We start from the raw sequence: 24,335 nt of genomic DNA, 5'->3' as shown, positions 1-24,335 counted from the left end.
TTAGTATAAATTGTTATACTTTGTGTACTTATTACCATACGCTAACTTTATGTGGCAACCATTTTAGAAACCTTTAATTCAGTATTATTTCATACTAAAGTTGATTAATAAGGTGGGGTTTTAGATTAGTTGGGAATAAAAAAGGCCGCTACAGCGACCTTTTGGATATTGACGATATGAAATTAATTAAGCTTCGTCAGCCTGCTGTACTTCATTTCGTTCTGTACGGTTTAGTAAGAATTGGGTCAACATTGGTACAGGACGACCTGTTGAGCCTTTATTTTTACCACTTACCCAAGCTGTACCTGCGATATCTAGATGCGCCCAGTTATACTTTTTAGTAAAGCGTGATAAGAAACAGGCTGCAGTGATTGTACCGCCACCTGGGCCACCAATGTTGGCTAAATCAGCAAATGGACTTTCAATTTGTTCTTGGAAGTCGTCAGTAATTGGTAAACGCCATGCTTTATCTGCGGCTTGGTCAGACGCATTTAATAATTCATGTGCCAGTGGATTATGCGTAGACAGTAAACCTGTGATGTGATGACCAAGTGCAACAACACACGCACCCGTTAAGGTCGCGACATCGATAACAAGTTCTGGATCAAAACGTTCAACATAGGTTAATACGTCACATAATACTAAACGGCCTTCAGCATCGGTATTAAGTACTTCAACGGTTTGTCCTGACATTGTGGTAATGATGTCACCTGGACGGTAAGCGTTGCTACCCGGCATGTTTTCACAACCCGCTAGAATACCGATAACGTTAAGTGGCAAGTTTAGCTTCGCTAATGATTTCATAGTACCAAGTACGCCAGCGGCACCACCCATGTCATATTTCATTTCGTCCATGCCTAAGCCTGGTTTTAATGAAATACCACCGGAATCGAATGTTAGACCTTTACCAATCAGTACAATCGGTTTTGCGTCTGGATCTGGATTACCTTGATAATTAATAATCGACATCTTAGCTTCATTCGCTGAACCTTGTGATACCGCAAGATAAGAGTCCATTTTTAACTCTTTCATTTCAGGCTCACCCAAGATCTGTGTTGTGATCTTGTCACTGTCATCAGAAAGTTGGCGTGCTTGATTAGCAAGATAAACTGGATTACAGATGTTTGGCGGCATGTTTGCTACGTCTTTACATAGACGCATACCACTGGCTACAGCTAAACCGTGAGCAATGGCTTTTTCACTTGTTGGTAAATCACGACGTGAAGTAACGTTGAATACCATTTTGCGTAATGGACGACGCGTTTCTTCTTTATTACTTTTTAGCTGATCGAAACGGTAGCGACTTTCGCGAGCGGTTTCAACGGCAAAACGAATCTTCCAGTAGGTATCGCGGCCTTTAACATTGAGTTCTGGTAAGAAACAAACTGCTTCCATAGAACCGGTTTCGTTTAAGGTATTCATTGTTTTGGTGATAATTTGCTTGTACTGACGCTCATCTAATTCACGTTCTTTACCACAGCCAACTAATAATACACGTTCGCTAAGTACATTTGGTACATGATGAAGCAACAATACTTGACCTGGTTTACCTTCGATATCACCACGACGTAGTAGGGAACTTAAATAGCCATCACTAATCTTATCGAGTTGTTCTGCTGCTGGTGATAAACGACGTGGTTCAAATACTCCGACAACAACACAAGCGCTGCGTTGTTTCTCAGGGCTACCACTTTTTACATTGAACTCCATGGACTCTCCGGTTTCCTAAAGACAAAATCAAATATTTATAACATAATAGGGGGTTATACGTATTTAGTTAATCAAAAACTAAACATTTTCAGATAAAATGGGTGTGCAGTTAACTATTTAAACTGCATTTGTAGCTGAGTTTACCTAATTATGAGCTGCATTTCATACAAAACATTAGTCTAATATAGGTTTTAAGTGATAATTTTCCGATATTTATTTGCTGAGACAGTGAAATCACAAATTGCTGTTTTATTCATCTTATCACTTATCTTTGTGAGCCAGCAGTTCGTTGCACTGCTCTCAAAGGTAATGACAGGTGCTTTACCTGCTAATTTAGTGATGGAGATGTTGCTGTATACTATGCCAGCGTTAGGCACATTAATTTTACCTGTGAGTTTATTCATTGGTATTTTGTTTGCGCATGGGCGGTTGTACGCCGAAAGTGAAATGGTGATCTTAACGGCCTGTGGATATACCCCGAGTCGGATATTAATGTCGTCGTTATTATTATCATCAGTGACGATTGGTCTGGTGGCTTTTAATGCGTTTGTTTATGCGCCTACAGCAGAAGAAGGTCGCGTGAAATTACGCGAAAATATAGATGCTGATGTCGGCTTAGCGACATTGAAGCAAGGGCGTTTTGAGTCGCTTGATGGTGGTCGCGCTGTGGTCTATGTGGAATCTTATGATAGTAATAAATCGCTGCGTAAAATATTTATTGCCAAATCACCCTCGCAGGAAGGGGAGCGTCCTTCTATTGTGTTAGCTGATAAAGGTAACGTGGAGTCTGACGACAATGGCTCACAATGGTTGAAGCTAAGTCAAGGTCTACGTTATGAAGGTGAATTATCACAACGTGATTTCCGTATTGTTGATTTCAGTACTTATCGTGTCTTAATTCAAGAACAAGATGTGCGTGAGCGTGGTCGAAGAACTAAAGCATTACCTACATCGGAGTTATGGAATTCAACTGTATTCGAACACAAGGTGGAACTGCAATGGCGTATTGCCCAAGTCGTATCAATTCCACTCCTCACGTTATTGGTTGTGCCTTTAGCTATGGTTAACCCTAGACAGGGACGTTACGCGAAACTGTTCCCTGCGTTATTAATGTTTTTAACTTATTTCATGTTATTGAGTGCGGCGCGTTCGTCGATATTGGATGAAAAACTACCGTTATCAATCGGCTTTTGGCTTGTTCATTCAGGGGTGCTGGCTTTGGCTATTTCGTTTAATTTAGCCAATTTTTCTTGGTACCATCATCTAGTATATAAAGTGAAAATGCGTTTATCTCGAGGAAATAAGCAGTGATTAAAATTTTAGATATCTATATTGGTAAGGCTATTTTATTTGCCACTATGATCTGTTTGTTTACCCTCGTTGGTTTATCTGCGGTGATTAAATACGTCGAACAATTACGAGCGGTCGGTCAGGGAACATATGGTTTAGTTGAAGCGTTAATATTTGTGATGCTGAAAATGCCCCGCGAAATTACTATTTTTTTTCCGATGGCGGCATTACTCGGTGCGTTGATTGGTCTAGGAGCACTCGCAAGTTCGTCTGAATTGGTGGTGATTCAAGCTGCTGGTCAGTCACGTTTTAAAATTGTACTTTCAGCAATGAAAACGGCTATTCCGATGATGATAGTGGTGATGTTGATGGGGGAGTATGTTGCCCCTTATACCGAGCTAAAAGCTGTTCAATTACGTGGTGAGTCTATTTCTGGTCAATCAATTATCCGGGCTCAAAAAGGGGTCTGGGCGAAAGATAAAGATAACTTTATTAATATCGGCAAAGTGAATAACGGCAGCGAATTACATAATGTCACGATTTATGAATTTTCAGAAAGTCAGCGTTTAGTTAAAACGACCCAAGCTCGTAAAGCGATTTATACAGACAAACACTGGGAATTAACGGGCATTAATATTACGGATTTCAAAAATGATAGTATTACAGTGACAAAGCAGTCTCAATTGCGTTGGGATTCAACGCTGACACCAGAAAAGTTAGATGTGGTAACGATTGATCCCGAGGATTTATCAATATCAGGCTTGTACTCTTATATCACTTATTTAGACAGCAATAAGCAGGATGCAGCAAGTTATGAGTTAGCCTTCTGGCGGAAAATATTTCAACCGATATCGATTGGTGTAATGGTCTTACTGGCGTTGTCTTTTGTATTTGGACCACTCCGAACGGTTACTATGGGCGCACGTATTCTAATGGGGGTGATTGCTGGTTTTACTTTCTACCTCGCGAGTGAAACCTTTGGCCCGATTAGTTTAGTGTACTCGTTACCGCCGTTTCTTGGGGCGGTTGTTCCTAGTGCCATTTTTACCTTCATTGCGATTATACAGTTAAGGAAACATGGTTAACGTGCGAGTTTAATGCTACTGAATATGATGTATCTCTGCTCTGTAGATGCAAAAATGGCAACCTATTTGGTTGCCATTTTTATTGCTGCTTATAAATTCAGCATTGTTCGTTAAGCCTAAACTCAGATAATTATTTCTGTTTTAGCTTGTCAGCGTACCGGAGTAATGAACCGTTTTGATCTTTACTTAAACGTAATACATTGCAGTTCGACCAGTGATCTTGAAAGGCTCTATTTTTAACATCAAACGGTACTTGTAAGTTACCTAAACCACATGCTGCAGTGGCTAGGCGGATAATTGCTTGAGTTAAGCTAATTGCGCTGCCATCGGTATTTTGTACGCGTAAACGCCACGCACGCATACCAACTGTTTGACCGCCGTGTGTCCAAAACCACAAATAGAATCCTGCTACCGAACCCCATACTAATATCGCAAACCAAATTTGGCTGCCTGCATACGCCGCACTATCCACATAACGGCCAGCAATATCGACGATGCCGGATGCAATTAATGCTTCTGCAATACCAAGCCCTATTGCACTGGCAATCGCAGCTATACCAATAACAATAAGTGCGTCATACACAAGCGCACCAATACGCGGGCCAAAAGTGGCAATGGATGCCGTTTCACCTGTTTCAATTTTAGGTGCGTGTTTTGGTTTTCTGAGTTTGTTTTTTTTCGCCATTATGAATCCAGCCATGTCTTCAGGGTTATCTCGAAAGTGGAAACAGTGTAGCAAAAAAAGTGAGTCTTAGTCGTACTAAATAGTCAGTGCTGGTGGACATCAACTGATATACGGTAAGAGTAACAGCACTGATATTTAAGGTTTTGAGTCTCTGTTACACCTTAGTATCAAGTTTAAGTTGCACTTTGCTTTAATTTTGAGCAGTTGATTTTACGATCATTAGAAACGGCTTGCTTGGCATCGTTTGCTATGTATAATACTGACCTATGCCCGAGTGGTGAAATCGGTAGACGCGGTGGATTCAAAATACCTTTGAAAACAAAGCTTTAAACCGAAACTTCGTTCCGGTTTTGCAGTCCTGAATTACACCAAATAAGCCATGTTCCCCCTAAGTTTAACCCCTATCTAAACACCTTGTCTCTCTCTAAATAACACCTAATAAACGCACTTTATTACCCTTAGAAAACTTGCTCCTGTTCATATCTTGTACTTTCTCATGCAGAACTTACGCGCAACATAATTTTACGCTCCTCAGATGGATCCAACAGGTTCCTGTACTTTAACGATCGTTAATTTTGCTGGTGGTTGTAACTGGCAGTATTAGCATGGGGTTAGGTTGGGTGAGATTCCGGTGTTTTACGGTCCAAGTCCTGTCCGCGTCTTGTCCGTTGACTAACCATTGGAATTGGTATGGGTAATTCGGTGGATTTATTAATGCTGAATGTCGTTGCGTGATTTCTTCGTAATTGATTATCGAGGGAAGTGCCTACGCCATATGGTGTTGTGATATGTGTGTGTGATTAGCACGTAGGGAATAGATAATAAGTTACATACACATTTCTCACAGTGATAAACAGATAATGACATCCTTGATCTGACTCTGTTCATATTAGATATTACAAATAAAGGCTACATTTACAGCCTTTATTTGTAGCCTTCATTTAGAGTACCACATTGGTCTTTTTAGCCTCTTCTAAGGCTGCATCTTTAACAAAGATATTAGGGTGTTTTTCTTCTTTGTTGGAAGCATCTAGAATTTTTTCAAACTGGTTACACCCGAATCCAATACGGTATTTGTGGTTTGGGACAGCGCGTTGTGTTTTGTTTGCTTTACTCATCGTTAACTTCCTTAGCTTTTGTTTTTGCAGCATCTCGTAAGAATTTGTTGACACTTATAGTGCCGCCATATTTGCGGATTATATCCATGGCACCGTTGATTTTATCGCAATCTTCTGGAGTTAGTTCTACTTGAACTGCATTTTTATAGGGGCGTCTATTAGTCATTATATTTCATTTCCTCTCTTAATCGAATTTCTTGAATGACATCTTTTTGCTCATTGATGTCATCAAGACTAAAGTTTGTACGAGTGCTGTCGACCACTGCAGGGACAAATACTTCGATAGACTTATTTTCATTGTCTATTTGGCTAGAAAAACCAGCAGAATTGAAAGCATCGCTATAATTTTCTAATACTGATTTTTTAATTCTTGAACGTTCAGTCTCTGCCTTAATATTTTCTGCACTAATTGATACAGTAAAACCCTCATCTGAACCCTCACTTCGTATAGCGCGTTCTCTAGCTATAAATCGTAATCTAGATACTATCGAAGTTTGAAAATCATCGTCTTCCATATATTTAACCCTCTTTAAATTGATATCAATATTAATCTAATTACCATGTAACCTCAATTTAAATATCACTTAACTCCCTGTAATTGTGATCTATGGTGGCTGTAAGTGTGTGTCTTTTAATCCTAACGCCACTTTAATCCATCTCTAAAGTTGTTTTTAGTTGTGTTTAAGTACGAAGTGCGGTCAGTAGATGCAACTGAGAGTAGGTTCGCGAGCATCGATTGTAGCTATCTAGAGCCTGTAAATAATTCAGTGTAATAACTTTTCACTAAGCGTATTTAAACTATCTTCAAAAACATATTAATACCCTGTATTCCTAACCAGACGAGGTATTAATATGACCAGTAATAACACAAATCCCATCACTACCAAAAAATTCAAATTCACCAATGCCAATTTAAAATCCCTACCAGCCAATCCAAGCAATTCATCATCAACAGAACTTAAATTGAATGATTATCAACGTGTATTATGCTCATCTAGTATTGAGGCAATAGGTTAATATGTTGATATAAGTATATTAATAGCTAACTTTCACACCGTGATATTAGCAATGTAGAAGTGTTGCCGATATTCACAAAGTCATTAAGATTTGGATATAAAGGTAAGAATTATCATCACGCAGCAATAAGAATAACGGCAATGTATCCATTGCTATAAACGAGTTCTGAAATATAGTGTAAGTATCTGATTTAAAATTAAGTATCAGGTTATGACTAAACTATGAGCCGCATAATATCGTCATGAAATATATCATCTAATGCTCATGTTAAATGACGTGAAATTATTACCATCGCAGAATAAAACCGAATAATGAGTACTATCCCCTGTCCATCCCCTTAACCCTCGAACCGTGAATACCGTCGTTATAATCCAGGTCAGTGAATATCTGTGGCGTTCTGCTGGGGGGCTTGCTGTGACTCTACTCTAAAACTTGGCTGTCTGATTTAGTTCCCGATATGATACTTAATTCGTAATCGATAATAGTGAAGAATCCTTATTAGAAGTGGTGTGTGCGTATGTATGTATGTATGTATGTATTAGTGTCGCTGGTGATAGATGACAGTTACCACGTATTAATATTACTGCTCATTGCAATTTTGTTTTTAGCTATTGACAATTAATACTATTGGAGTATATTTTGACCTACGCGCCTGACTGCGTAGGGTCTCCCTTGGACTAACGTCAACAACCTTCAATCATTTTTATATTAAGTTAATTTTAATATTGTTTGTTACTCATTATTAATAATACAAGGGGCATTGGTGAATTCGTTCATTGATTAATGAGTTAATACGAACAAATTAGGAGCTAACTTATGTTAAATATGCAACGCCAGATATTTCCTCTTATTGATACTAGTGATTTTAAAAAAATCCTTAATAATCTACATAAGAATACCCGTCGTACAGACATCACTTTGACTGATTTCAAAAATGAAATTGTAAAGATGATTGGCTATGATAATTTTTCTCATTTTAGTAATTCAGTATTGAAATCTAAACAGATACCACAGTATGCCGACTATGTTAATAACCATGGGTTTAACTATTCGAACGGTGGTTATTTAATATATCTGCTTCAGAAAGAAATTAGGAAATTATTAGGTATACCTCTTGACCTGTATACAAACTTTTTAGATGAGCAAATGGTAAGATTTACAAAAAAGAAACCTTTCTTAGTGATCAATGGCTCGGTCTATTTTGAAGCTCAGTTTGACATGGCTTTAAAAAGTTTAGACAACAACCCGTCTTCTAGAATACTTCTTTGTTTGGCTCATGATAAGAATGATGCACTAACTTGCTATTCAACCCTCCTTATTGAAGACCCTTTTCAGCATATTGTCTCATTTTACGATGATTCGGATATTGGTGATGTGCGTGATTTTCAGCTATCTCACTTGCAACCAAACTGTGCAAGCCCAGTTTGGGTTGATGATAATCCTGATGATTTACAGCAGTTAAAAAGACCTGATATAGCATTAAATTTTTGGGCTGAAAAGAATAAAAGCAAAAGGTTGTTAGAGCTTCTAGACATTGCAAAAAATGATACTCGTTTTAGCTGTAGAATTTATCTCGATGAGTTTAACTCAAATTGTAAATTTAAAGATGATCTCTCGATTAAAGCCCATAGGTTGTTTATTTTAGAAATAAATACACCTGATGGATTATTATTATCATCACCAGAATATGCTGCCAAGCATTATTTTGATGAAGATATTACTGCTGAGCAGTTAAGAACTGCAGGTTCTATAGTCCAAGTGGTTAAAAACATAAAATCTAAATTAGTAGAGGTATATGGGCCTGTAAGTATCTATATCATTTCTAACGGCGTCTCGCTTTTAGAGTCCTGTGATCGTGAACTTGTGATTCCCCTTTCCGAAGTATTAAAAGGAGAGTTTTTTAGTGATGAGCATCGCGATGGTGTTCTTAAGTCTTTTGGAATAAAAAACTTACCAAATATTTGGAAACAGTAAGATGAAAAATTTAGATTATAAAAAACTGATTGAAGAGAATAAAGTTTACTATATTAAGTACGGACGAGGAGCTGTTATTGGTGTTGCTAATGAATCTTTAAAGGATGGTTCTGGTCCAGTACATGAAGTTATAACCGCCTTAAACTCATGTACACAAGAGCCTGCGTTAATAAAATCAATAGAGTTTATTGATGACTACGTAATATTCGATATTATCATAACCATATCTACATCTCGGGGTTTTATGGTGGCGGATGAGTGTGAATATAAAGCAACAAAGAAAATTCCATTATCACAAATCACATTTGAATATTTCCAATTAAATAACTAAACGTATCTAACCCCAAATCAAGAACATATTAATACCTGGTATCCCTAATCAACGAGGTATTAATATGACCAGCACCAACCCCAATTCGATTACCACCAAAAAATTCAAATTCACCAATGCCAATCTAAAATCCCTGCCATCCAACCCAACCAATTCATCATCAACAGAACTCGAAGTATCCGATACTGAAATCATCGGCTTGAAATGCCTATCCGGTAAAACAGGTAATAAACGCTTTCTATTACGTTATAAGTTTAACAGTCGTAAATGTAGCATCACTATCGGGCGTTTCCCTGATATTGATATCAACCAAGCTAGAAAGGTAGCGAGAAAATATAAAGGCATGATTGCTGATGGTATTGACCCTAAAGCCGAACGTGACAATAAAGTTGATTACCCAACGGTTAAGTCATTCTTCTACGATACGTACTTACCACTGGCAAAGCGTCGTAAGAAAACATGGGGTATTGATGAAAAACGATTTCGTAAACACTGTAATGCTATTGCTAATATTAAATATAACGAGCTGACCGTTAGCCATGTAATGAAACTTCACTTAACCCTGAGTGAAACTAAATATAAAGATAAACTATACGCACCAGCTAGTTGTAACAGGGTTTTGGCACTCCTCAAGACTATGGGGAAATTGACGTACTCAATGCACGATATAATCAATGTGGCGGATAGGGTGTCACTATTACCGGAGAACAATGCCCGTACTCGTTATTGTGACATTAATGAGACTAAACGCATCATCAAAGCTGCTAGAGCCTATCCGAAGAAAAGCTTTGGTAACTTCATTGCATTGCTGCATCTGATTGGCTGTCGGGAAAGTGAATTACGTTTCAGAGTACATAGTGATATTAATTACGAAAAGCGCACGCTGACTATCCCACGGACAAAAAATGGTACTTATCACATCATTTATCTGTCTGACCTTATGATAGAGATACTGCAATCCATCCCTAAAATATCGGGCAATAATTACCTTTTCCCTGCTCCACATAAAAATGGGAAACCAATAGCGCGCCCTCGTGATTCCTTCGATATTATTAAACGAATAGCGAAGATAGATAATCCTGATGAAGTGTTATTGCATACCGCTCGTCATTCAGTTGCGAGTAACCTAATTTCTAACGGTGTTGATATCAGTGCTGTTCAGAAGTTACTTAATCACAAGGACATATCTAGCACCTTACGTTATGCCAAATTAAGCGAGGGTAAACAACGTGAAACAGCGTCAATGATATCGAGCATGGTAGGAGGGTGATAGTAAGGTTGTTTATTAACATAGCGTAATAAATCAAGGCTGAATTATATATTAATAACCTGATATTGATTGTTAATACATAAGGAATACAACCAATGAAAGTGATTAAGAACCTCAGCCTTGTTAATGAATTAAACCTACCTGAGCAAGTTAAAACCGCACTACATTCTGAGTTAACTGACCCATTTGATGGTTGCTTGAATACTACCGCTGACTTCTGGCATGAATACGATACCTTTCTAATTCTGCTAGAAGAAAGCGATGTTGATAGTTCATTACTTGATGCAGATGAAGATATGCAATATTTCATTCAATACGTAACGGATAACCCTGAGTTTGTCGTATTGTTGAATGATGATACTTGTCCATATCTTCTAGCCTTATCAGTCACTACAACAGTGGGTGGTGGCTGTTATCTATTAGCACCATTAACTTCTAACACTAATGCCGTCACTGCATTAAGCAAATTGATCTAATTCACCTATTAAACCTAATCTAACCATCATTATTAAAGGATTTTCTATGAGCCGTAAAACTAACAACACCAATAAAACTAACGATACCACTACTGATATTCAACTTGATGATTCGGTAATTATTACTGATGAAAATACTGATAATGAAGTAGCAGCTGAACAAGTAGAAGATGCACCTGTTGATGAACAAGCTAAGCCTGAGAAGTTCGACCATTTCAGCAATATTGTATTATCAGGTAAAGGTAAGAAACTAAGTCCTAAAACAACTAACCATGTTTTCTTTGATGTGGCAGAGCATGATGAAGAAGGCGAGTTATATCTCAGACTCAGTGGTAATGAAGGTGGAGGGTTACATTCTAAAGAATGGATTAACTTAACCAAGTTGTTTGCAATTCTGGATGAACAAGTTGATAAGCCATTTAAAAGTACCACCCTTAAACCTACATTCAAAGGTGCTAGTGCTAATAATGCTGGCTTTCTTGCTGGTGTATTACGTAGTGATGATATTGGCTTGATTGCTCAATCTGGTACTAGCGTATTTCTGCATGTATTAGCTGCTGACTATGAGGAGAAGAAAGCTAAGTTGTTAGCATTAACTTAATCCACGCTGCTTATTCACTACTTACATACCTAAGAACCTACCTAAACCTAATCCCACAAACTTACTAACGGAACTCATTATGAAACTGAACTTTGATTCGGATGGCCTACTCGTGCCTGTCACACCTACTTTGATGGATTTACTTGCCAAGGTCGCTCAAGAGCAAGATATACCAACAGGCATTAACACAATTGTATTTAACTTTAGAGATAGTGCTTACAACAGTGAAGATGGTGGTTTTCATCCTGTTGAAATTAGTATCACAAACCATAACGGATTGTGGCAATTTGATTACATCACCTCGTTCAGTTACCAAGGCTATCACTACCCTGAATTAGCGAAAGAAATTGATTTTGATATGCGCAATGGTACTGGCTTGGTGTATCCATTACCTATGTGCTCTTTACATGAAGTTATGGATTTCTATCCAACATGGGAGATGAACTTTTGTAATTACCAAAGTTTTGCTGCATTTGATGAAGTTAAAGTCAGTACGTTTTAGCTGATCTGCGTAAAGGTCAGGAAAAAGCCTGATTATGGACCGGGGGGAAGCTAACTACTTAACGGGTGTAATTAGACAATACCCATCAAGCCTTACGTAGCAAGGCGTGACGGGTATTGTCACACCACTTTATGCTTTTAAAGCAGAGGATACTTAATCCTTTTACAGAAAACGGCTGTTTCAGTTGGTAATGGTTGATGCTTAATGAAGTAAAAAATACCATCGAAAATAATCACCCCATTGCTCGATAGGCAATAGGGTAGGTGGCTTAAATTAATGTAATTGGGGTAATGAAATATTAAAAATTAGAACAGTAATTTACTGATGAAAATCTAATATATATCCCTATATATTAAACCTGCTAAAGCGCAGTTATTATTATGTTTAGTAACTACGGGTGAAAAATAAGCCCATTTTGAACCTTTCGATAACCCATATCGGTTTGCAGGTTGATCAATTTTAAGTATCTGGTTAACTCACATTAGTAACTTTGATTTTAGCTAACTATGTCAATTTAAAGTGGGGGGTAGTCCTATCCCGAAGTTAAAAACCAACAGTATGCAAAATAAGAAAATGAAGTTTAGCTGTGATTTGTATCGGATTAACACCTACCTCAAACTAACAGCATTACATCATCTTGACGCGCTCTAATGACGCGTACAAATCGCGGATAAGTTCATGCTTTAGACTCACTGGTGATAACACTTCAACATGGGGCATCCAAGCCTTCAAAATAGGAATCACATCGTGTAATCGTGTTATCTGACTGCTAATCAGTAATGAACCGTCATCCATTTCTTTTAACACCTGAATATTAGGGAGTAAACCACCATCAAGAAAGCGTGAAGCAACATGGGAATCAACTTGTATTAGTACATCTAACTTGTCGATATCTATCCATTGCATCCCTTGCCTAATGATTTCATTTTGTATATTAGCTTGCGGTTTATATTTATCGCCACTGAGCTGTAACTGTGAAATATAGGCAATTCTGAATGAGTGTAAGTGGTTCTGGCAGACTGCGGCTAGATACCAGATACCTCTGTCATTTACCAAGCGGTAGGGGTGGGCTTGTTCGAGTAATTTATCTTTATATGTAAATGAAATCTGTTGCTGTGAACTAATCGCGCTAGCCAATACATCAAACAAATCAGTAAAACTTGAGACATCCTCAATACGTACATTCTTGAATAGAAATATTGGTACATCATTGGTCTGCCAGTTGTTCATGTTGAGCTTAATCGGGATGAGTGATTCGAGTCCCATATTGTGAATGAACTTATTCATGTTATTAGATGATTGCTGCCTAACACTGCTCATATCAAGAAAGTAACAACCTTCTTCACGAATCAAAGGTAAATAGGACAACCTTTCAAAGTCACGCCATATCGTTCTTTCATGTACGTTAAATTCAACTTCCAAGTCTTTTAGATACAGTCGTTCACCAGTATTTAATCGGGCAAGGATAGTACCTAGGCGCTTGGCTAATTTCTCATTCTTACTTTTCATTTAACTAGATTAAACCACTGCACTGACAGGTTGAGTCAGCCGTTATTATTTCTAATCTAAACCCATTAGGTTAGCAGTATTGTTATTAGTTTCATGAAGCAGTAACAGTAAGGCGTGAAGCAAAAATCAATAATTTCAAGTATCACTGACTCAACCTGTCAGTCGAGCATTTCATAATACCCATCAATTAATTTAAATATTAAAACAAAGGAAAACAATCAATGAACAAATCAATCATGCTGCTGAGTCTATCTTGCCTATTTGCATCAACAGCGGTATTAGCTGGCGGTACTATGGGTGGTAATCCGGGAGACATTTCTAAGATGAAATCAGTTTTAGAAGCAAACTGGAATGGTAAATCAGACATTCAACATACGGCCTCGTATGGTGTGATTGTTCAATGGAAAGCTGATGTTTGCGGCACGTTAAATGGCCATATCACCGATACAACTAAATGTACTAAAACGATAAACGTAGTTAATTCAACTAATCAATAAATCATAATAGGGAAATATCATGACAATCAAAAAAATCTTAACAGTAGTCACAACATGTCCAGCCTGTGGTCAACGTGCTTACGATGATGGTAGCTGCCAAGTTTGCGGTCATTCTCACTAATCAGGAACGAGCTAAGATGTCATTTTTTAAGAAGTTGAGTAGTAACCTAAAACTATGGACTTGCCATAAGTGCGGAAAGAAGACAGAAGCTGCTGGTGGCACTTCATGTAACCGATGCGGTAAGTGGGTGTGTAATTCACATAAAGCATCTGGCGGAGTTTGTAAGGGCGGTTGCTAGCCAAAATTTAATAAATTACAACACTTAACACAGCGCCATATCAGCAATGATATGGCGCTTTTTTATATCTGAAACAAAGAAGAAAATATTATGCCTGTTGCAGCTTTTTCCAATCCCATATTTGGTATTGGATTTATCATCGGCTACGCCATCTATAAAGAATTAAACAAGGAGTAACACCATGCCATTACCATTGATTTACTTAGGATGCGGATTGATTTCAGGGTTCTTATTTGCAGCGAATGAAACCAAGATTACAAGTAACCATAAATCTAAACGTGCTTAATGAATCTAGTATCTGTTCGGACATTATGACGTAATGAAAAAGTCATTTCCCAGCTGGGTTTGGAAAATGACTTTTATTATTTTTTTTCTAGGTGATTCTATTAATATAAGGGGTCGTTGCTTAACTTCGTTAACCCCCTCACCCCTTATATTAATGCCTATATTAGTGAATAAATTACCCACTAATACAGACATACCAATAAATCACACTCAATACCCGCTATCAACCATCACCTCTGATTTTAGCAACAGTGTAATCAAACTCTTCAATAACCTTACGACAGCCCCAGTTAGGTTTATTAGATAAACATACGATGAAGTACGCTCTAATTCTAAAGATATCAGGTATAGCACCATGCATCATTTCAATGTCATTTACGATGGCATCAAATTCCTTAATTCGCGCAGTTTTTCCTTGATTAGCCTTGAGAATCACTCGAGCCTTAAACGCTTCAACAAATAAATTAAATGTACTCATTTTTATTTTTCCCTATGTATGAAATAGCCCTTCGATGAAACGTTAGGACAATTAAAATTTTAACTAATTTATTGTTGATTTAATTCCGTATAAAAATAGACAATTAAGCTGTATCTCTGCGCGTATATCTATTAGGCGGCGCAGTGGGTGTTAATGCAAGTCCTTGTTTTAACTTCGTTAAAGCCAAGGTCTTAGATATTTATATGGGTAAGAGATAATGCGCAACCTAATCCAGTGATATTAAACCAGTAATCAAGAACCTTAATTCATCACGAATACCAGAACTTACCCATGATATTACAGCGCTTAATTATCACTGGATGTATTAGCCATCAAGATGCTACCCAACTATCCCCATCAGATTAAGCAGTGATAAATCATATAAGAATCTCAGACCTAATTTGTTACGAGTAGTCGGGTAAGCAATCTCTGCGCAACTATCAATGCTTAAAATTAGGAGTGTAAATGTAATCTTGGATGGGATGCGCAATATCTCTTACCCATATAAATATCTAAGACCATCCTCTCAGCCCTTTAATCACGGGGTTCTATCATCGACCACTGTGCGCAGAGTAGGCAATAAAATCGCAACAACTTGATGAATGTTGTTATTTAGGAAGGTAATTACAGCATGTGGGTATGAAAGTATTATGATGTTAGTTATTTGACTAAAGGTATGGAATTAAATGGCTGATACTAAAACAGGTTTTATAAACACCCCGAGTGGTGTTGAGCGTTCAATGCAGACTATCCATGGTGCTTTACTGTGTGAAGAGACAATCGTGTTATTAGGTATGAAAGCTAAGACTATCGACTTTAAGCAATATGATACTGAGACTGCTGCATCTAGCGTATTTGCTAAATTGGTTGTTGAGTTGAAGAAAGCTGATGTTCAGAAGGGCGATTACTTTATTGAATTACCTAATGGTAATTTATTGCGTAAAGGTCAAATCATGGCAATTGAATTGATCTCGACGCTTTATAAGGGCTTCATCTTACGTAACGAGTATGATGAAATTGTTGATTTCGTGGGTTTGCTAGATGAAAGTAAGCATGAGACTTTTAAAGTAGAGCTGCTGAAGGCACTTGAGGTGAAGGTAAAGAAACCTGCACTCTATCAACCAGACTGGGATAAGTTGGGATTACGTTAATAAATAAATTAGGTCCGATTATCTTACCCGCATGATATAGACATTTGGTATACAGCATGACAACTACATTATCCCCAGAACAGACTAAAGATGAACAAGACGAGAAAACAGTAGTATCTACCCCTGTGAAAAAATCAGATAAATATGTAAGTACAATTTCATACTCCACTATTAGAGGTGGTGAAGCTACTGAAAGGGCTACTCAAGATGCTCAACTTCAAAACCTCATGGATGGAATCAGGCGTCGTTTTGGTCCTGAGTATCAAAAAGACAGTACTACTGAATTACGAAAATACTTAGCTAATAGGGTTAAACCTATTAAAGAAAATAAAGATGTAGAAAAGGAACTGATTCACTATCACATTGACCGTAAATCTCGATTTAAATATCTAAAGGCTCAAGGTAGTAATATTCATATCGGTATTGATACTGAGTTTGAATATGATGAAGAGAATGAATGTAATAAGATCTTATCTTACCAATATTGTTTACTGACCGCAGATGGTCGTGAATTTAAGGGGGTTGATTACCCTGCGAGTACCGATAAAAAAGACCGTTTTGATTTTAATAACTATATTTTCCAGATCATAAATTATGCTAAGAGACATGGTTGGCTCTCTGAGTACCCAGAGAAAACATTTATTTATGCCCACTTCATGAGAGCTGATATAGCTTCATTCGATGCTTATTGGAATATCAAAAGTAATAAGTTAGATGCCGTTAAGGCTGTAGCTAGTAATGCGCGCGGTGATTATGGTTTAGATTTACGTGCTATTGGTGCATCGCAGTACAAGCCAAAATATGTGACTTATAAAAATAATGGTAAACGTCTAGAAAGAACGACTCTTCACCTAAAAGATACATTATTCCTTTCTCCCGGACGTTGTTCACTTGATGTTATTGGTGAGGCCATTGGTATCCCTAAAATTAAGCTTCCGGCTGGTTACTCTATTGAAAAAATGAGTAAGTTATTGGAAGAGAACAAGGGGGCGTTTGAGAAATATGCCGTACGTGATGCTGAGATAGCCGTTAAATACGGTCGTTATGTAGAGGAATTTGCGCTTACTGAATTAAATGATGTATTTGATAATGATGATAGTGAAGCTAACGATGCTGGTGCAGTGTCTGAAGGTGGTGCTAAAACTAAAAATAGCTCATCTAATCGAATTAAGTATCTCCCTAATACGCTTGGTAATTTGTCAGTAGCGTTGTTTAAAAATGTATTTGCTGATAAATATGAAAAGAGGGCTGCTGAAGCTGAGAGCTATACTGCTCCCTTGATCCCAAATATGGCATTTAATGAAGTGTTTGGGATGGAGGAAGTTATATCTTATAAATGGGATGAACGTAGGCATCGTTCTATACCAAATAAATTAACTGTGTTATCTGGTGAGCGTGATAGGAATGAATCAACAGCTCGTCGGTGTTTCTTTGGTGGAAGGAATGAGGATTATGTGTTCGGACCGTCAGCTAAAGATGCTGTCAGTGATTGGGATTTAGCAGGCGCTTATACTACAGGGCTCGTTGATATTTTACCTGTGAATTACAGAGCTGCTTTTTCTTCAACAGATATTGAAGACTATCTAGGTCATGTTATGGGCTTTGCTTATGTGAAGTTTAAGTTTGATGAAGGTACGCGATTCCCTTCATTGCCAGTTAGAACCGAACTATATGGTCTTTATTACCCGTTGGAAGGTGAGACTTATTGTACTGCCCCTGAGATTGCAGTGGCTTATAACATGGGCTGTAAAATTGAAATACTATACGGTGATATTATTCCTTGGGTTAATGATGCAGAGCCTATCTTTGAACCTTTTACTAAAGTGATCCGTAAGCTACGGAAAAAACATAAAGGAACATTTGAAGAGAAAATCGTAAAAGACGTGGGTAATACTGCGTATGGAAAAATAGGACAGGGTGTCGGGTTTCAGCGTAATAAATTTGATACTAAAACAGGGTTGAGTAAGCCCAATGGTAATTCGCCTCTTACTAATTCATATTTCGCATCTCATGTAACAGGATTTATCAGAGCAGTATTATCAGAGCTATTAGATAACGTTGATGATGATATTACAGTTTATAGCGCGACCACCGATGGTTTATTGACTGACTTGGGTAATGCTGATGCCATGATCATTGATGAGTACGATTTAGACGGTAAAATATACCAATCTACAACTGCGCGATTTAAAGCTTTATGTGCTCGATTTGGTGATGATGATGCACTTGTATTAAAGCATCAAGTTAAACAAATCATAGCAATGAAAACACGCGGACAATTGACAGCTGAAATGATGGAAGATGATGGTACTAATCCTGAAATGTCTGCGCTATATAAGAAGCCTGTTACCGCCAAAGCAGGTATTAAGCCACCTCGAGATTGCCCTAATGAAAATGATTGGATGGTTGATCTCTTCTTAAATCGACAACCTTCTGAAAAAGTAGCGAATAACTGTATTGTTTCTGAACGTGATATGTATCTGCATGAGTTAGATTTAATTGAAATCAAACATGATAAGTATCTGAATCTTGATTTTGATTTTAAAAGACGTCCAGTAAACCCTTCTATGGTTGATGTTCGTAATCCTCTTACGGGTAAGACAGTTAGTCACCTTACGTTTGATACTGTGCCATGGAAGAATCATAAGGAAGGTGAACTTGCTCGTTCTGCTTTTGACGGTTGGCGAAAAGGTAAGTTAACACCTGTAGAGCCGAGTGAGGAACCTAGCGATGAGACTGATAAGAAATCAAGTAAGAAGCCTGAGAAGAAGCCTAAGAAGGTGAGAGTAGGCGGTAATTGCCTTAAAACGCTTGATGACTGGGATAACTGGATGGACTTTTACAAGATTAAAGCTGTGATGACAGTGAAAGGTCAGAAGTATGAAAATGACAGTTCTGAAGGGATATTCAAGCGCTTAGTATTGACGGCATTGACCAATGATTCATGGGGATTGTCTAAGGATACACCTGATGGTACAAATCGTACTTACCCTGAGTTAATTAAGCTATTTACTAACGCTGGTTATCCCGTTAAGAAATCAGATTTTACTAATGCTAAGAACCGTAAGATTGAAGAACACATGATGCCAGCAGCACCTAAGTCTATACCGTTACTTAAATGGGTTATGAGTCAATATCCAGATATGGAAGTTGATAAATTTTTCATGAAAGAAGAGTTTGATGAGGTGATGGGGTTAGTTAATAAATCTTAAAGCCTACGTTCTATAACGGGAATCTATGCCCATCTTCTCGTTACTTGTTACTGGCGAACCAAGAACTGGTTGCTGGTGGTTATATCGAGAAGATGATTACGTTATTGAATCAGAAAGCCCGTAGGGTGAAGGCTGAAGGTAGATCGTTGGGATTATCGTTGGATGCCGTTAGTGTGAAATTAGGTGTTGATAAACTGCTGTATACGGTTGAGTTTGAGTGAACTGTTAGTAAAGTAAGGGGGGAATTTTTATCTTGAGTCTGATTATGTCGAATAGCTTAGAGTTATGGCGAGAGTTATTTAATATCAGCGAGTGTGTTTTTAATGTAAGTCATTAAAAGTTTTATTGATTGGCGTGGTAATCACTAAGGTGCCAAGATGTAAATAGACGATTAATTCAGGAAACTTAAACATAACAGGGCGGGAATGTTGTAAATGTTGATTAATCATATGTTTACCATTGAATATCGAGCAGTACTGCCACATATATATATTAAATCTATTAATGAGGAATATATATGTCGTATCTTTTTGATATTAATAATTTCAGTCAACGTTTCTTTCAGTTAACGGAACACTGTTCTTGGGAAGTTCAAGGATTTGTTGATATGAATAATAACGTATTACCAATTGACTCTGATTCAAAAGTGCTCAGTACCGTATTTGAACGATTTGCTAGTCCAGCGCTGCGTTCACTAGCTGCTGAGTTCGGTTATGTAGTTGAGACTGCAAATCAGACAACATATCCCGACTTTACCTTGACTAAATATGGTATGAACGGCTGTGTAATCCACCGTATTGCTCTGGATATTAAGTCCACGTATATTGAACCAAAATATCACAACCCACAAGAATTTAAGAAAACTAAGATGACTCTTGGTAGCTATAATTCATTTATCCGCAATAATACTAAGAATATTCTTTACCCTTATAGCACATACCATGAACATTGGGTTTTGGGGTTTGTATATTTCCGTAATGCTGCTTTTGAAGAGTATACACTAGAGAATCTTCCTCAGCGTGGCGACATCTATTGTCCATATTCCGTTGAATCTATTTTCATTCGTGAGAAAGTTGATTTGACTGGTATCCGAGCTGGTAGTGGTAATACGAAGAATATTGGGTCAGTCGATATTTCTTATCCTCGTGGTTTTGAATATGTAAATGGGCCATTCACTCAGTTTCATCATAAGAAACAGGCTTGTGATTATTATTGGACTAATTATGAAGAGTTAAAGTTTGATATTACAGATAGTGATTCATTGTATGACCATCCGGAAATGGTACAATTTCGATAAATTAAAAAAAAGAAGAATAATGGAGGGGGCTGGGCAAGTAATTGATCCCCCTTCCTTTTTATGCTGGTCTAGCAATGATAATTAATTCTTCGTTGGTATTCGTTTTACTTAGTGCGTATTTGTATTCGCCAGCAGAGTGTATTTCAGCAACTCGACCATTTGTTGACATTGCTTTTGCTGCTTCAACGGGAATTGGTAATCCATCGCTTCTGTAGCTGAATACTATTGTAGCATTTGGCCAGCGCTCACAGATTGCAGTTAACTCTATTAATGCAGTATCAGGTTTTAGCCATGCACTTGGTTTTTTGACTATAGGCTTATGTGGGTATTTATCATTAGCAGAACCGAATAATTGATAATCACATAATCCTTCAAGAAAGTGATAAAAATTGCTGTAATCAACAGAAGTACCCTTGCCGTTTATATAAGGAGGGTCTAGGTAAATTAGATCAAAATCATTTGAAAAAGAATCTAGTTCTGAGGAATTAAACCCAGTAACATTCTTATTTAGTTCTTTCACTTCATTGATCGGGAACTTCTTTAACTCATTGATACACTTTATCGCGTGATCAAACATTGAGGTGTCCCAAGTTTTTTTATTGCCGAATGAACGCTCTACCTCTTTAGTTCGCATTTCTAAATTTGCGCGATGAAATAGATTATACGGTCTTTTTTTTGTTAAAGCCTGCCCTATTGCATAGATGTAAACTGATTTAGCAAAATCATTGTATGTATTGATATTTTGGCAAAATCTATCAATTTCAATATTTTCTGAATCGATGAAATAGATATTATGAAAATGCTTAGAGACTAATTTTTCTTCATTGACTGGTAGTTTATAGAGTAAATCCTCTAAGTCTTTCTTAATCTCAAGATTATTCAAATTATCAAGGTTAAATTGTTGGAATACTTTAGCTGTATTTTGGTTATAAAGCATAAAATCATTTGAACTAATATCTTTGTCTAAAGTTCTAAATAATAGTGATACAACACCTGAACCGCTAAACATATCTAAAGCTTTCGTGTAATTTACTGTGCTTAATGCTGTAGCTAATTCCGGCAATATTTTGCGTTTTGACCCTTGATAACGAGTCGTTGGGAATTTTGGTAGATCTAATGCTTTAACTTTCATACGGTTGACACCACTATTGTCAATGTTGCAGTCGATAGTAAGTTGTTGATTTTCTAGCATTTATAACCTGGTTATTTAGTTGGGTAAGTGGTATCATTATAAGCATGTATTGATGATAATGAAATATTTGTTCCTATAATTATGAAAAACTTACATTTCCTACTTAGATATAGTGACAAGCTATCTGGTGCTGATACTATTGGTGAGCATCAATTCATGATTGAACAGCATGGTAGTGTATGGATGGGGAAGTTCGGCGTCGGTATGAGTAACCGATTTGTTGAGATAGCTAAAAAGCAGCTTGAAAGAGGTGAGCCTTGCTTTCTTTACTTGATGCATGGGGCTAAATATACCTGTAAAGCTAACATTATCGATTTAGTTGCAGCTAAAACTAGTCAAGGTGAGATGTCTAGTATACAGCCATCCATTACACCTTCTTATTATCGTAAGAAAAGATGTTCAATTTGGTTTAAATTGTCGGTTATAGAACCAATGAATAGTGATGACTTACAGTATTTGTGGTTATTTAATGATCCTGCCTCTCACCCTTGTTCTGGTGGTATGAGAGGGTTGATTTACCTAACTTATAATGATGCTCCTCCTCCTCTGAGTTCGTCAGTTATTGATTCAAGACCTAGTATCTATACTGAATCATTATTCGATTAATTTTTAATATCTAATTATATAGATCTAAATCCTATATTTTAGCTAATTCGATACAGCTAGATTACTTTTTAGGGTGTCAGCTTATTGATTCTTGTGCGGTGTCTTACGCGGTTTATTTAGTAAATAATATTCTTTCCTGTCCAGTTTCCGGTCCATCAATTATGACTTGTCATTCAGGCTTTAAAGAGATTTTGAAAGTGGTTATACGTAGCAAAAATTTGTGAATGTTAGTTGTGCTGAATGGTCCGCTCAGGTGGATGATGGGCAGTAACAGCGCCTATCTTTATTCCAATGCTAATGTTAGTTGGTTATGCACCTGAAACGATTCAAGCAGCATATCGTATTGGTGATTCTGCAACGAATATCATTACGCCGATGATGAGCTACTTCGGTCTTATTCTTGCTGTTGCAACGCGCTATATGAAGAATCTAGGTATCGGTACGCTGATTGCGACTATGCTACCTTATTCAATTTGTTTCATGGTTGGTTGGAGTATCCTATTCTACGTTTGGGTATTTGCCTTCGGTTTACCAGTTGGTCCTGGTGCCGCTACGTTCTATACGCCTTAATCGTTATAGATTTGATCCTTTAACTTAGGTGAAGCCTAGGTTAAGTGACCCGAGATAGTTGGATAACCGATTATTACGGGTCTTTTTTATGCCAAATATACTTGTTAGTTCAAATCAATATCTGCAATAAAGCTGTCTTTATGTGGTTAGTTAGCACTGATATTTAAGGTTTTGAGTCTCTGTTACACCTTAGTATCAAGTTTAAGTTGCACTTTGCTTTAATTTTGAGCAGTTGATTTTACGATCATTAGAAACGGCTTGCTTGGCATCGTTTGCTATGTATAATACTGACCTATGCCCGAGTGGTGAAATCGGTAGACGCGGTGGATTCAAAATCCTCTTCCGAAAGGAGTGACGGTTCAAGTCCGTCCTCGGGCACCATATATCATATGACAAAGCCTCAGCTAACGCTGGGGCTTTGTTGTGTCTAGCACAATCAAAAGCTTAGAGCTTCTTTCCTTGATTCATATTCCCAAAAACACACACGAATAAACTCACGTTATTACCCTTAGAAAATTCACTCCTGTCCATATCCGGTACTTTCGCATGCAGAATCTGTGCGCAAGGGGATCTCACACGATCCAACTCTGTCCTGTACTTTGAGGATTGTTAATTTTGCTGGTGGGTATTGATTGCAGTATTAGCATGGGGGAAAGTTAAGTGGGATTCCGGTACTTTACTGTCCGTGTCCTGTCCCCGTTTTGTCCTTTGGAGTTGGTATGGGTCATTCGGTGGGTTTATTGATGCTGAAAGTCATTGCGTTATTTTTTCGTAATTGGTTATGGCTGAGAGTGCTTATGCAGTATGGGGTTGTGGCGTGTGTGATTAGCAGGTAGGGGCAAGATAATAAGTAACACACACGATCAGTATGCTCACGTTGTTGCGTTGTTGCGTTGTTACATTTGTTTGTGATTATGATTGTATCTTGCGTATGAAGTAATGGTGATATAAGTGAATTGTGTTAGCTTGAAGCTACATAACTCGATGATTATTCTTAGAAACAAGTATCGTTAGACTAATGTTGAGTTCAATAATTTAAATTGTACCGTTGATGGAGTATTTTTAGGATGATATTCGATTTTACTGAAATTAAAAATTCAGATGATTTTGAGTTTTTTCTGAAAAGTTTTTAAAACTGACGTATCTCAATACTACAACAACTGATGTGGTTTAATTCTAC

General features: G+C 37.5%; 22 protein-coding genes, 1 tRNA gene and 1 pseudogene. 16 read left to right on the top strand and 8 right to left on the bottom strand.

Features of this window, described 5'->3' with window-relative positions; translation table 11 throughout:
• Window positions 1-186 precede the first annotated feature (186 nt).
• A complete protein-coding gene (gene pepA, locus BT797_RS22015; RefSeq protein WP_045111970.1) occupies window positions 187-1,710 on the bottom strand; it encodes a leucyl aminopeptidase in 1,524 nt (507 codons plus the stop codon).
• Window positions 1,711-1,905: 195 nt separating this feature from the next.
• Between pepA and lptF the strand changes: the two genes are divergently transcribed.
• Both lptF and lptG read left to right on the top strand, forming a co-directional pair.
• Window positions 1,906-3,021, top strand: coding sequence for an LPS export ABC transporter permease LptF (gene lptF / locus BT797_RS22010; RefSeq protein WP_045111969.1), 1,116 nt, complete (start codon window positions 1,906-1,908; stop codon window positions 3,019-3,021).
• Window positions 3,018-4,085, top strand: a complete 1,068-nt coding sequence (lptG, locus tag BT797_RS22005; RefSeq protein WP_045111968.1) for an LPS export ABC transporter permease LptG — start codon at window positions 3,018-3,020, stop codon at window positions 4,083-4,085. Before lptF ends, lptG begins: the two co-directional genes overlap by 4 nt.
• 130 nt (window positions 4,086-4,215) lie before the next feature.
• On the opposite strand, the gene BT797_RS22000 is transcribed toward lptG, so the two are convergent.
• From BT797_RS22000 to BT797_RS21995, 4 genes are all read right to left on the bottom strand, one after another.
• Window positions 4,216-4,770, bottom strand: coding sequence for an RDD family protein (locus BT797_RS22000; protein ID WP_045111967.1), 555 nt, complete (start codon window positions 4,768-4,770; stop codon window positions 4,216-4,218).
• Window positions 4,771-5,711: 941 nt separating this feature from the next.
• Entirely contained in the window at window positions 5,712-5,888 is a 177-nt protein-coding gene (locus BT797_RS23995; protein ID WP_170860750.1) for a hypothetical protein, read from the bottom strand.
• A complete protein-coding gene (locus BT797_RS23990) occupies window positions 5,881-6,054 on the bottom strand; it encodes a hypothetical protein (protein WP_170860749.1) in 174 nt (57 codons plus the stop codon). The genes BT797_RS23995 and BT797_RS23990 overlap by 8 nt, the downstream gene beginning before the upstream one ends.
• Window positions 6,047-6,403: a hypothetical protein gene (locus BT797_RS21995; RefSeq protein ID WP_075473547.1), complete on the bottom strand. Its 357-nt coding sequence runs from the start codon at window positions 6,401-6,403 to the stop codon at window positions 6,047-6,049. Before BT797_RS21995 ends, BT797_RS23990 begins: the two co-directional genes overlap by 8 nt.
• 337 nt (window positions 6,404-6,740) lie before the next feature.
• Between BT797_RS21995 and BT797_RS23985 the strand changes: the two genes are divergently transcribed.
• The 7 genes from BT797_RS23985 to BT797_RS21965 all read left to right on the top strand — a co-directional run bounded on the left by BT797_RS23985 (window position 6,741) and on the right by BT797_RS21965 (window position 12,059).
• Window positions 6,741-6,905 (top strand): hypothetical protein, encoded by a 165-nt coding sequence (locus BT797_RS23985; RefSeq protein ID WP_170860748.1) that lies wholly within the window; start codon window positions 6,741-6,743, stop codon window positions 6,903-6,905.
• Window positions 6,906-7,721: 816 nt separating this feature from the next.
• Window positions 7,722-8,879, top strand: a complete 1,158-nt coding sequence (locus BT797_RS21990) for a hypothetical protein (RefSeq protein ID WP_075473546.1) — start codon at window positions 7,722-7,724, stop codon at window positions 8,877-8,879.
• A 1-nt stretch (window position 8,880) separates the two neighbouring features.
• On the top strand, window positions 8,881-9,210 hold the full coding sequence (locus tag BT797_RS21985) for a hypothetical protein (protein WP_075473545.1): 330 nt from the start codon (window positions 8,881-8,883) through the stop codon (window positions 9,208-9,210).
• 64 nt (window positions 9,211-9,274) lie between these two features.
• Window positions 9,275-10,480 (top strand): site-specific integrase, encoded by a 1,206-nt coding sequence (locus tag BT797_RS21980; protein ID WP_075473544.1) that lies wholly within the window; start codon window positions 9,275-9,277, stop codon window positions 10,478-10,480.
• A 95-nt stretch (window positions 10,481-10,575) separates the two neighbouring features.
• Window positions 10,576-10,956, top strand: a complete 381-nt coding sequence (locus BT797_RS21975; protein WP_075473543.1) for a hypothetical protein — start codon at window positions 10,576-10,578, stop codon at window positions 10,954-10,956.
• A gap of 46 nt (window positions 10,957-11,002) precedes the next feature.
• The gene (locus BT797_RS21970; protein WP_082293700.1) at window positions 11,003-11,557 is read left to right on the top strand and encodes a hypothetical protein; all 555 of its coding nucleotides are present in this window, start codon (window positions 11,003-11,005) and stop codon (window positions 11,555-11,557) included.
• Window positions 11,558-11,636: 79 nt separating this feature from the next.
• The gene (locus tag BT797_RS21965) at window positions 11,637-12,059 is read left to right on the top strand and encodes a DUF2787 family protein (protein WP_075473542.1); all 423 of its coding nucleotides are present in this window, start codon (window positions 11,637-11,639) and stop codon (window positions 12,057-12,059) included.
• Between the two features lie 627 nt (window positions 12,060-12,686).
• On the opposite strand, the gene BT797_RS21960 is transcribed toward BT797_RS21965, so the two are convergent.
• On the bottom strand, window positions 12,687-13,568 hold the full coding sequence (locus BT797_RS21960; RefSeq protein ID WP_075473541.1) for a helix-turn-helix transcriptional regulator: 882 nt from the start codon (window positions 13,566-13,568) through the stop codon (window positions 12,687-12,689).
• A gap of 221 nt (window positions 13,569-13,789) precedes the next feature.
• Between BT797_RS21960 and BT797_RS21955 the strand changes: the two genes are divergently transcribed.
• Window positions 13,790-14,065: a hypothetical protein gene (locus BT797_RS21955; RefSeq protein ID WP_045111962.1), complete on the top strand. Its 276-nt coding sequence runs from the start codon at window positions 13,790-13,792 to the stop codon at window positions 14,063-14,065.
• 807 nt (window positions 14,066-14,872) lie between these two features.
• Here BT797_RS21955 and BT797_RS21950 read toward each other — a convergent pair.
• Complete coding sequence (locus BT797_RS21950; protein WP_045111960.1) at window positions 14,873-15,127, bottom strand: hypothetical protein; 255 nt, start codon at window positions 15,125-15,127, stop codon at window positions 14,873-14,875.
• Window positions 15,128-15,813: 686 nt separating this feature from the next.
• Between BT797_RS21950 and BT797_RS21945 the strand changes: the two genes are divergently transcribed.
• The 3 genes from BT797_RS21945 (at window position 15,814) to BT797_RS21935 (ending at window position 20,787) form a co-directional block, all read left to right on the top strand.
• Complete coding sequence (locus BT797_RS21945; RefSeq protein WP_045111959.1) at window positions 15,814-16,278, top strand: hypothetical protein; 465 nt, start codon at window positions 15,814-15,816, stop codon at window positions 16,276-16,278.
• 56 nt (window positions 16,279-16,334) lie between these two features.
• Window positions 16,335-19,490 (top strand): hypothetical protein, encoded by a 3,156-nt coding sequence (locus BT797_RS21940; RefSeq protein WP_052678404.1) that lies wholly within the window; start codon window positions 16,335-16,337, stop codon window positions 19,488-19,490.
• Window positions 19,491-20,007: 517 nt separating this feature from the next.
• Complete coding sequence (locus BT797_RS21935; protein ID WP_075473540.1) at window positions 20,008-20,787, top strand: type II restriction endonuclease; 780 nt, start codon at window positions 20,008-20,010, stop codon at window positions 20,785-20,787.
• Between the two features lie 58 nt (window positions 20,788-20,845).
• Here the strand turns inward: BT797_RS21935 and BT797_RS21930 are convergent, their stop codons facing one another.
• Window positions 20,846-21,979, bottom strand: coding sequence for a DNA adenine methylase (locus BT797_RS21930; protein WP_045111957.1), 1,134 nt, complete (start codon window positions 21,977-21,979; stop codon window positions 20,846-20,848).
• Between the two features lie 81 nt (window positions 21,980-22,060).
• Here BT797_RS21930 and BT797_RS21925 point away from each other — a divergent pair, with 81 nt between their 5' ends.
• The 3 genes and pseudogenes from BT797_RS21925 (at window position 22,061) to BT797_RS21915 (ending at window position 23,536) form a co-directional block, all read left to right on the top strand.
• A complete protein-coding gene (locus tag BT797_RS21925; protein WP_045111956.1) occupies window positions 22,061-22,585 on the top strand; it encodes a hypothetical protein in 525 nt (174 codons plus the stop codon).
• Between the two features lie 261 nt (window positions 22,586-22,846).
• Window positions 22,847-23,155 (top strand): annotated as a pseudogene (locus BT797_RS21920) (AbgT family transporter); the annotation flags it as partial.
• 296 nt (window positions 23,156-23,451) lie between these two features.
• Window positions 23,452-23,536 (top strand) — tRNA-Leu (locus BT797_RS21915).
• Window positions 23,537-24,335 lie beyond the last annotated feature (799 nt).

The organism is Moritella viscosa (genome assembly GCF_900120065.1).
In the GTDB taxonomy this organism is placed as follows: Bacteria; Pseudomonadota; Gammaproteobacteria; order Enterobacterales; family Moritellaceae; genus Moritella; species Moritella viscosa.
The sequence above is the reverse complement of the archived record's forward strand: the minus strand, read 5'-3'. Positions and strand labels throughout refer to the sequence as shown.

What these genes read in the sequence shown, in the direction of transcription:
- pepA (WP_045111970.1), bottom strand. Translation starts at nt 1,710, where the DNA reads ATGGAGTTCAATGTAAAAAGTGGTAGCCCTGAGAAACAACGCAGCGCT.
- BT797_RS22000 (WP_045111967.1), bottom strand. Translation starts at nt 4,770, where the DNA reads ATGGCGAAAAAAAACAAACTCAGAAAACCAAAACACGCACCTAAAATT.
- BT797_RS23995 (WP_170860750.1), bottom strand. Translation starts at nt 5,888, where the DNA reads ATGAGTAAAGCAAACAAAACACAACGCGCTGTCCCAAACCACAAATAC.
- BT797_RS23990 (WP_170860749.1), bottom strand. Translation starts at nt 6,054, where the DNA reads ATGACTAATAGACGCCCCTATAAAAATGCAGTTCAAGTAGAACTAACT.
- BT797_RS21995 (WP_075473547.1), bottom strand. Translation starts at nt 6,403, where the DNA reads ATGGAAGACGATGATTTTCAAACTTCGATAGTATCTAGATTACGATTT.
- BT797_RS23985 (WP_170860748.1), top strand. Translation starts at nt 6,741, where the DNA reads ATGACCAGTAATAACACAAATCCCATCACTACCAAAAAATTCAAATTC.
- BT797_RS21990 (WP_075473546.1), top strand. Translation starts at nt 7,722, where the DNA reads ATGTTAAATATGCAACGCCAGATATTTCCTCTTATTGATACTAGTGAT.
- BT797_RS21985 (WP_075473545.1), top strand. Translation starts at nt 8,881, where the DNA reads ATGAAAAATTTAGATTATAAAAAACTGATTGAAGAGAATAAAGTTTAC.
- BT797_RS21980 (WP_075473544.1), top strand. Translation starts at nt 9,275, where the DNA reads ATGACCAGCACCAACCCCAATTCGATTACCACCAAAAAATTCAAATTC.
- BT797_RS21975 (WP_075473543.1), top strand. Translation starts at nt 10,576, where the DNA reads ATGAAAGTGATTAAGAACCTCAGCCTTGTTAATGAATTAAACCTACCT.
- BT797_RS21970 (WP_082293700.1), top strand. Translation starts at nt 11,003, where the DNA reads ATGAGCCGTAAAACTAACAACACCAATAAAACTAACGATACCACTACT.
- BT797_RS21965 (WP_075473542.1), top strand. Translation starts at nt 11,637, where the DNA reads ATGAAACTGAACTTTGATTCGGATGGCCTACTCGTGCCTGTCACACCT.
- BT797_RS21960 (WP_075473541.1), bottom strand. Translation starts at nt 13,568, where the DNA reads ATGAAAAGTAAGAATGAGAAATTAGCCAAGCGCCTAGGTACTATCCTT.
- BT797_RS21955 (WP_045111962.1), top strand. Translation starts at nt 13,790, where the DNA reads ATGAACAAATCAATCATGCTGCTGAGTCTATCTTGCCTATTTGCATCA.
- BT797_RS21950 (WP_045111960.1), bottom strand. Translation starts at nt 15,127, where the DNA reads ATGAGTACATTTAATTTATTTGTTGAAGCGTTTAAGGCTCGAGTGATT.
- BT797_RS21945 (WP_045111959.1), top strand. Translation starts at nt 15,814, where the DNA reads ATGGCTGATACTAAAACAGGTTTTATAAACACCCCGAGTGGTGTTGAG.
- BT797_RS21940 (WP_052678404.1), top strand. Translation starts at nt 16,335, where the DNA reads ATGACAACTACATTATCCCCAGAACAGACTAAAGATGAACAAGACGAG.
- BT797_RS21935 (WP_075473540.1), top strand. Translation starts at nt 20,008, where the DNA reads ATGTCGTATCTTTTTGATATTAATAATTTCAGTCAACGTTTCTTTCAG.
- BT797_RS21930 (WP_045111957.1), bottom strand. Translation starts at nt 21,979, where the DNA reads ATGCTAGAAAATCAACAACTTACTATCGACTGCAACATTGACAATAGT.
- BT797_RS21925 (WP_045111956.1), top strand. Translation starts at nt 22,061, where the DNA reads ATGAAAAACTTACATTTCCTACTTAGATATAGTGACAAGCTATCTGGT.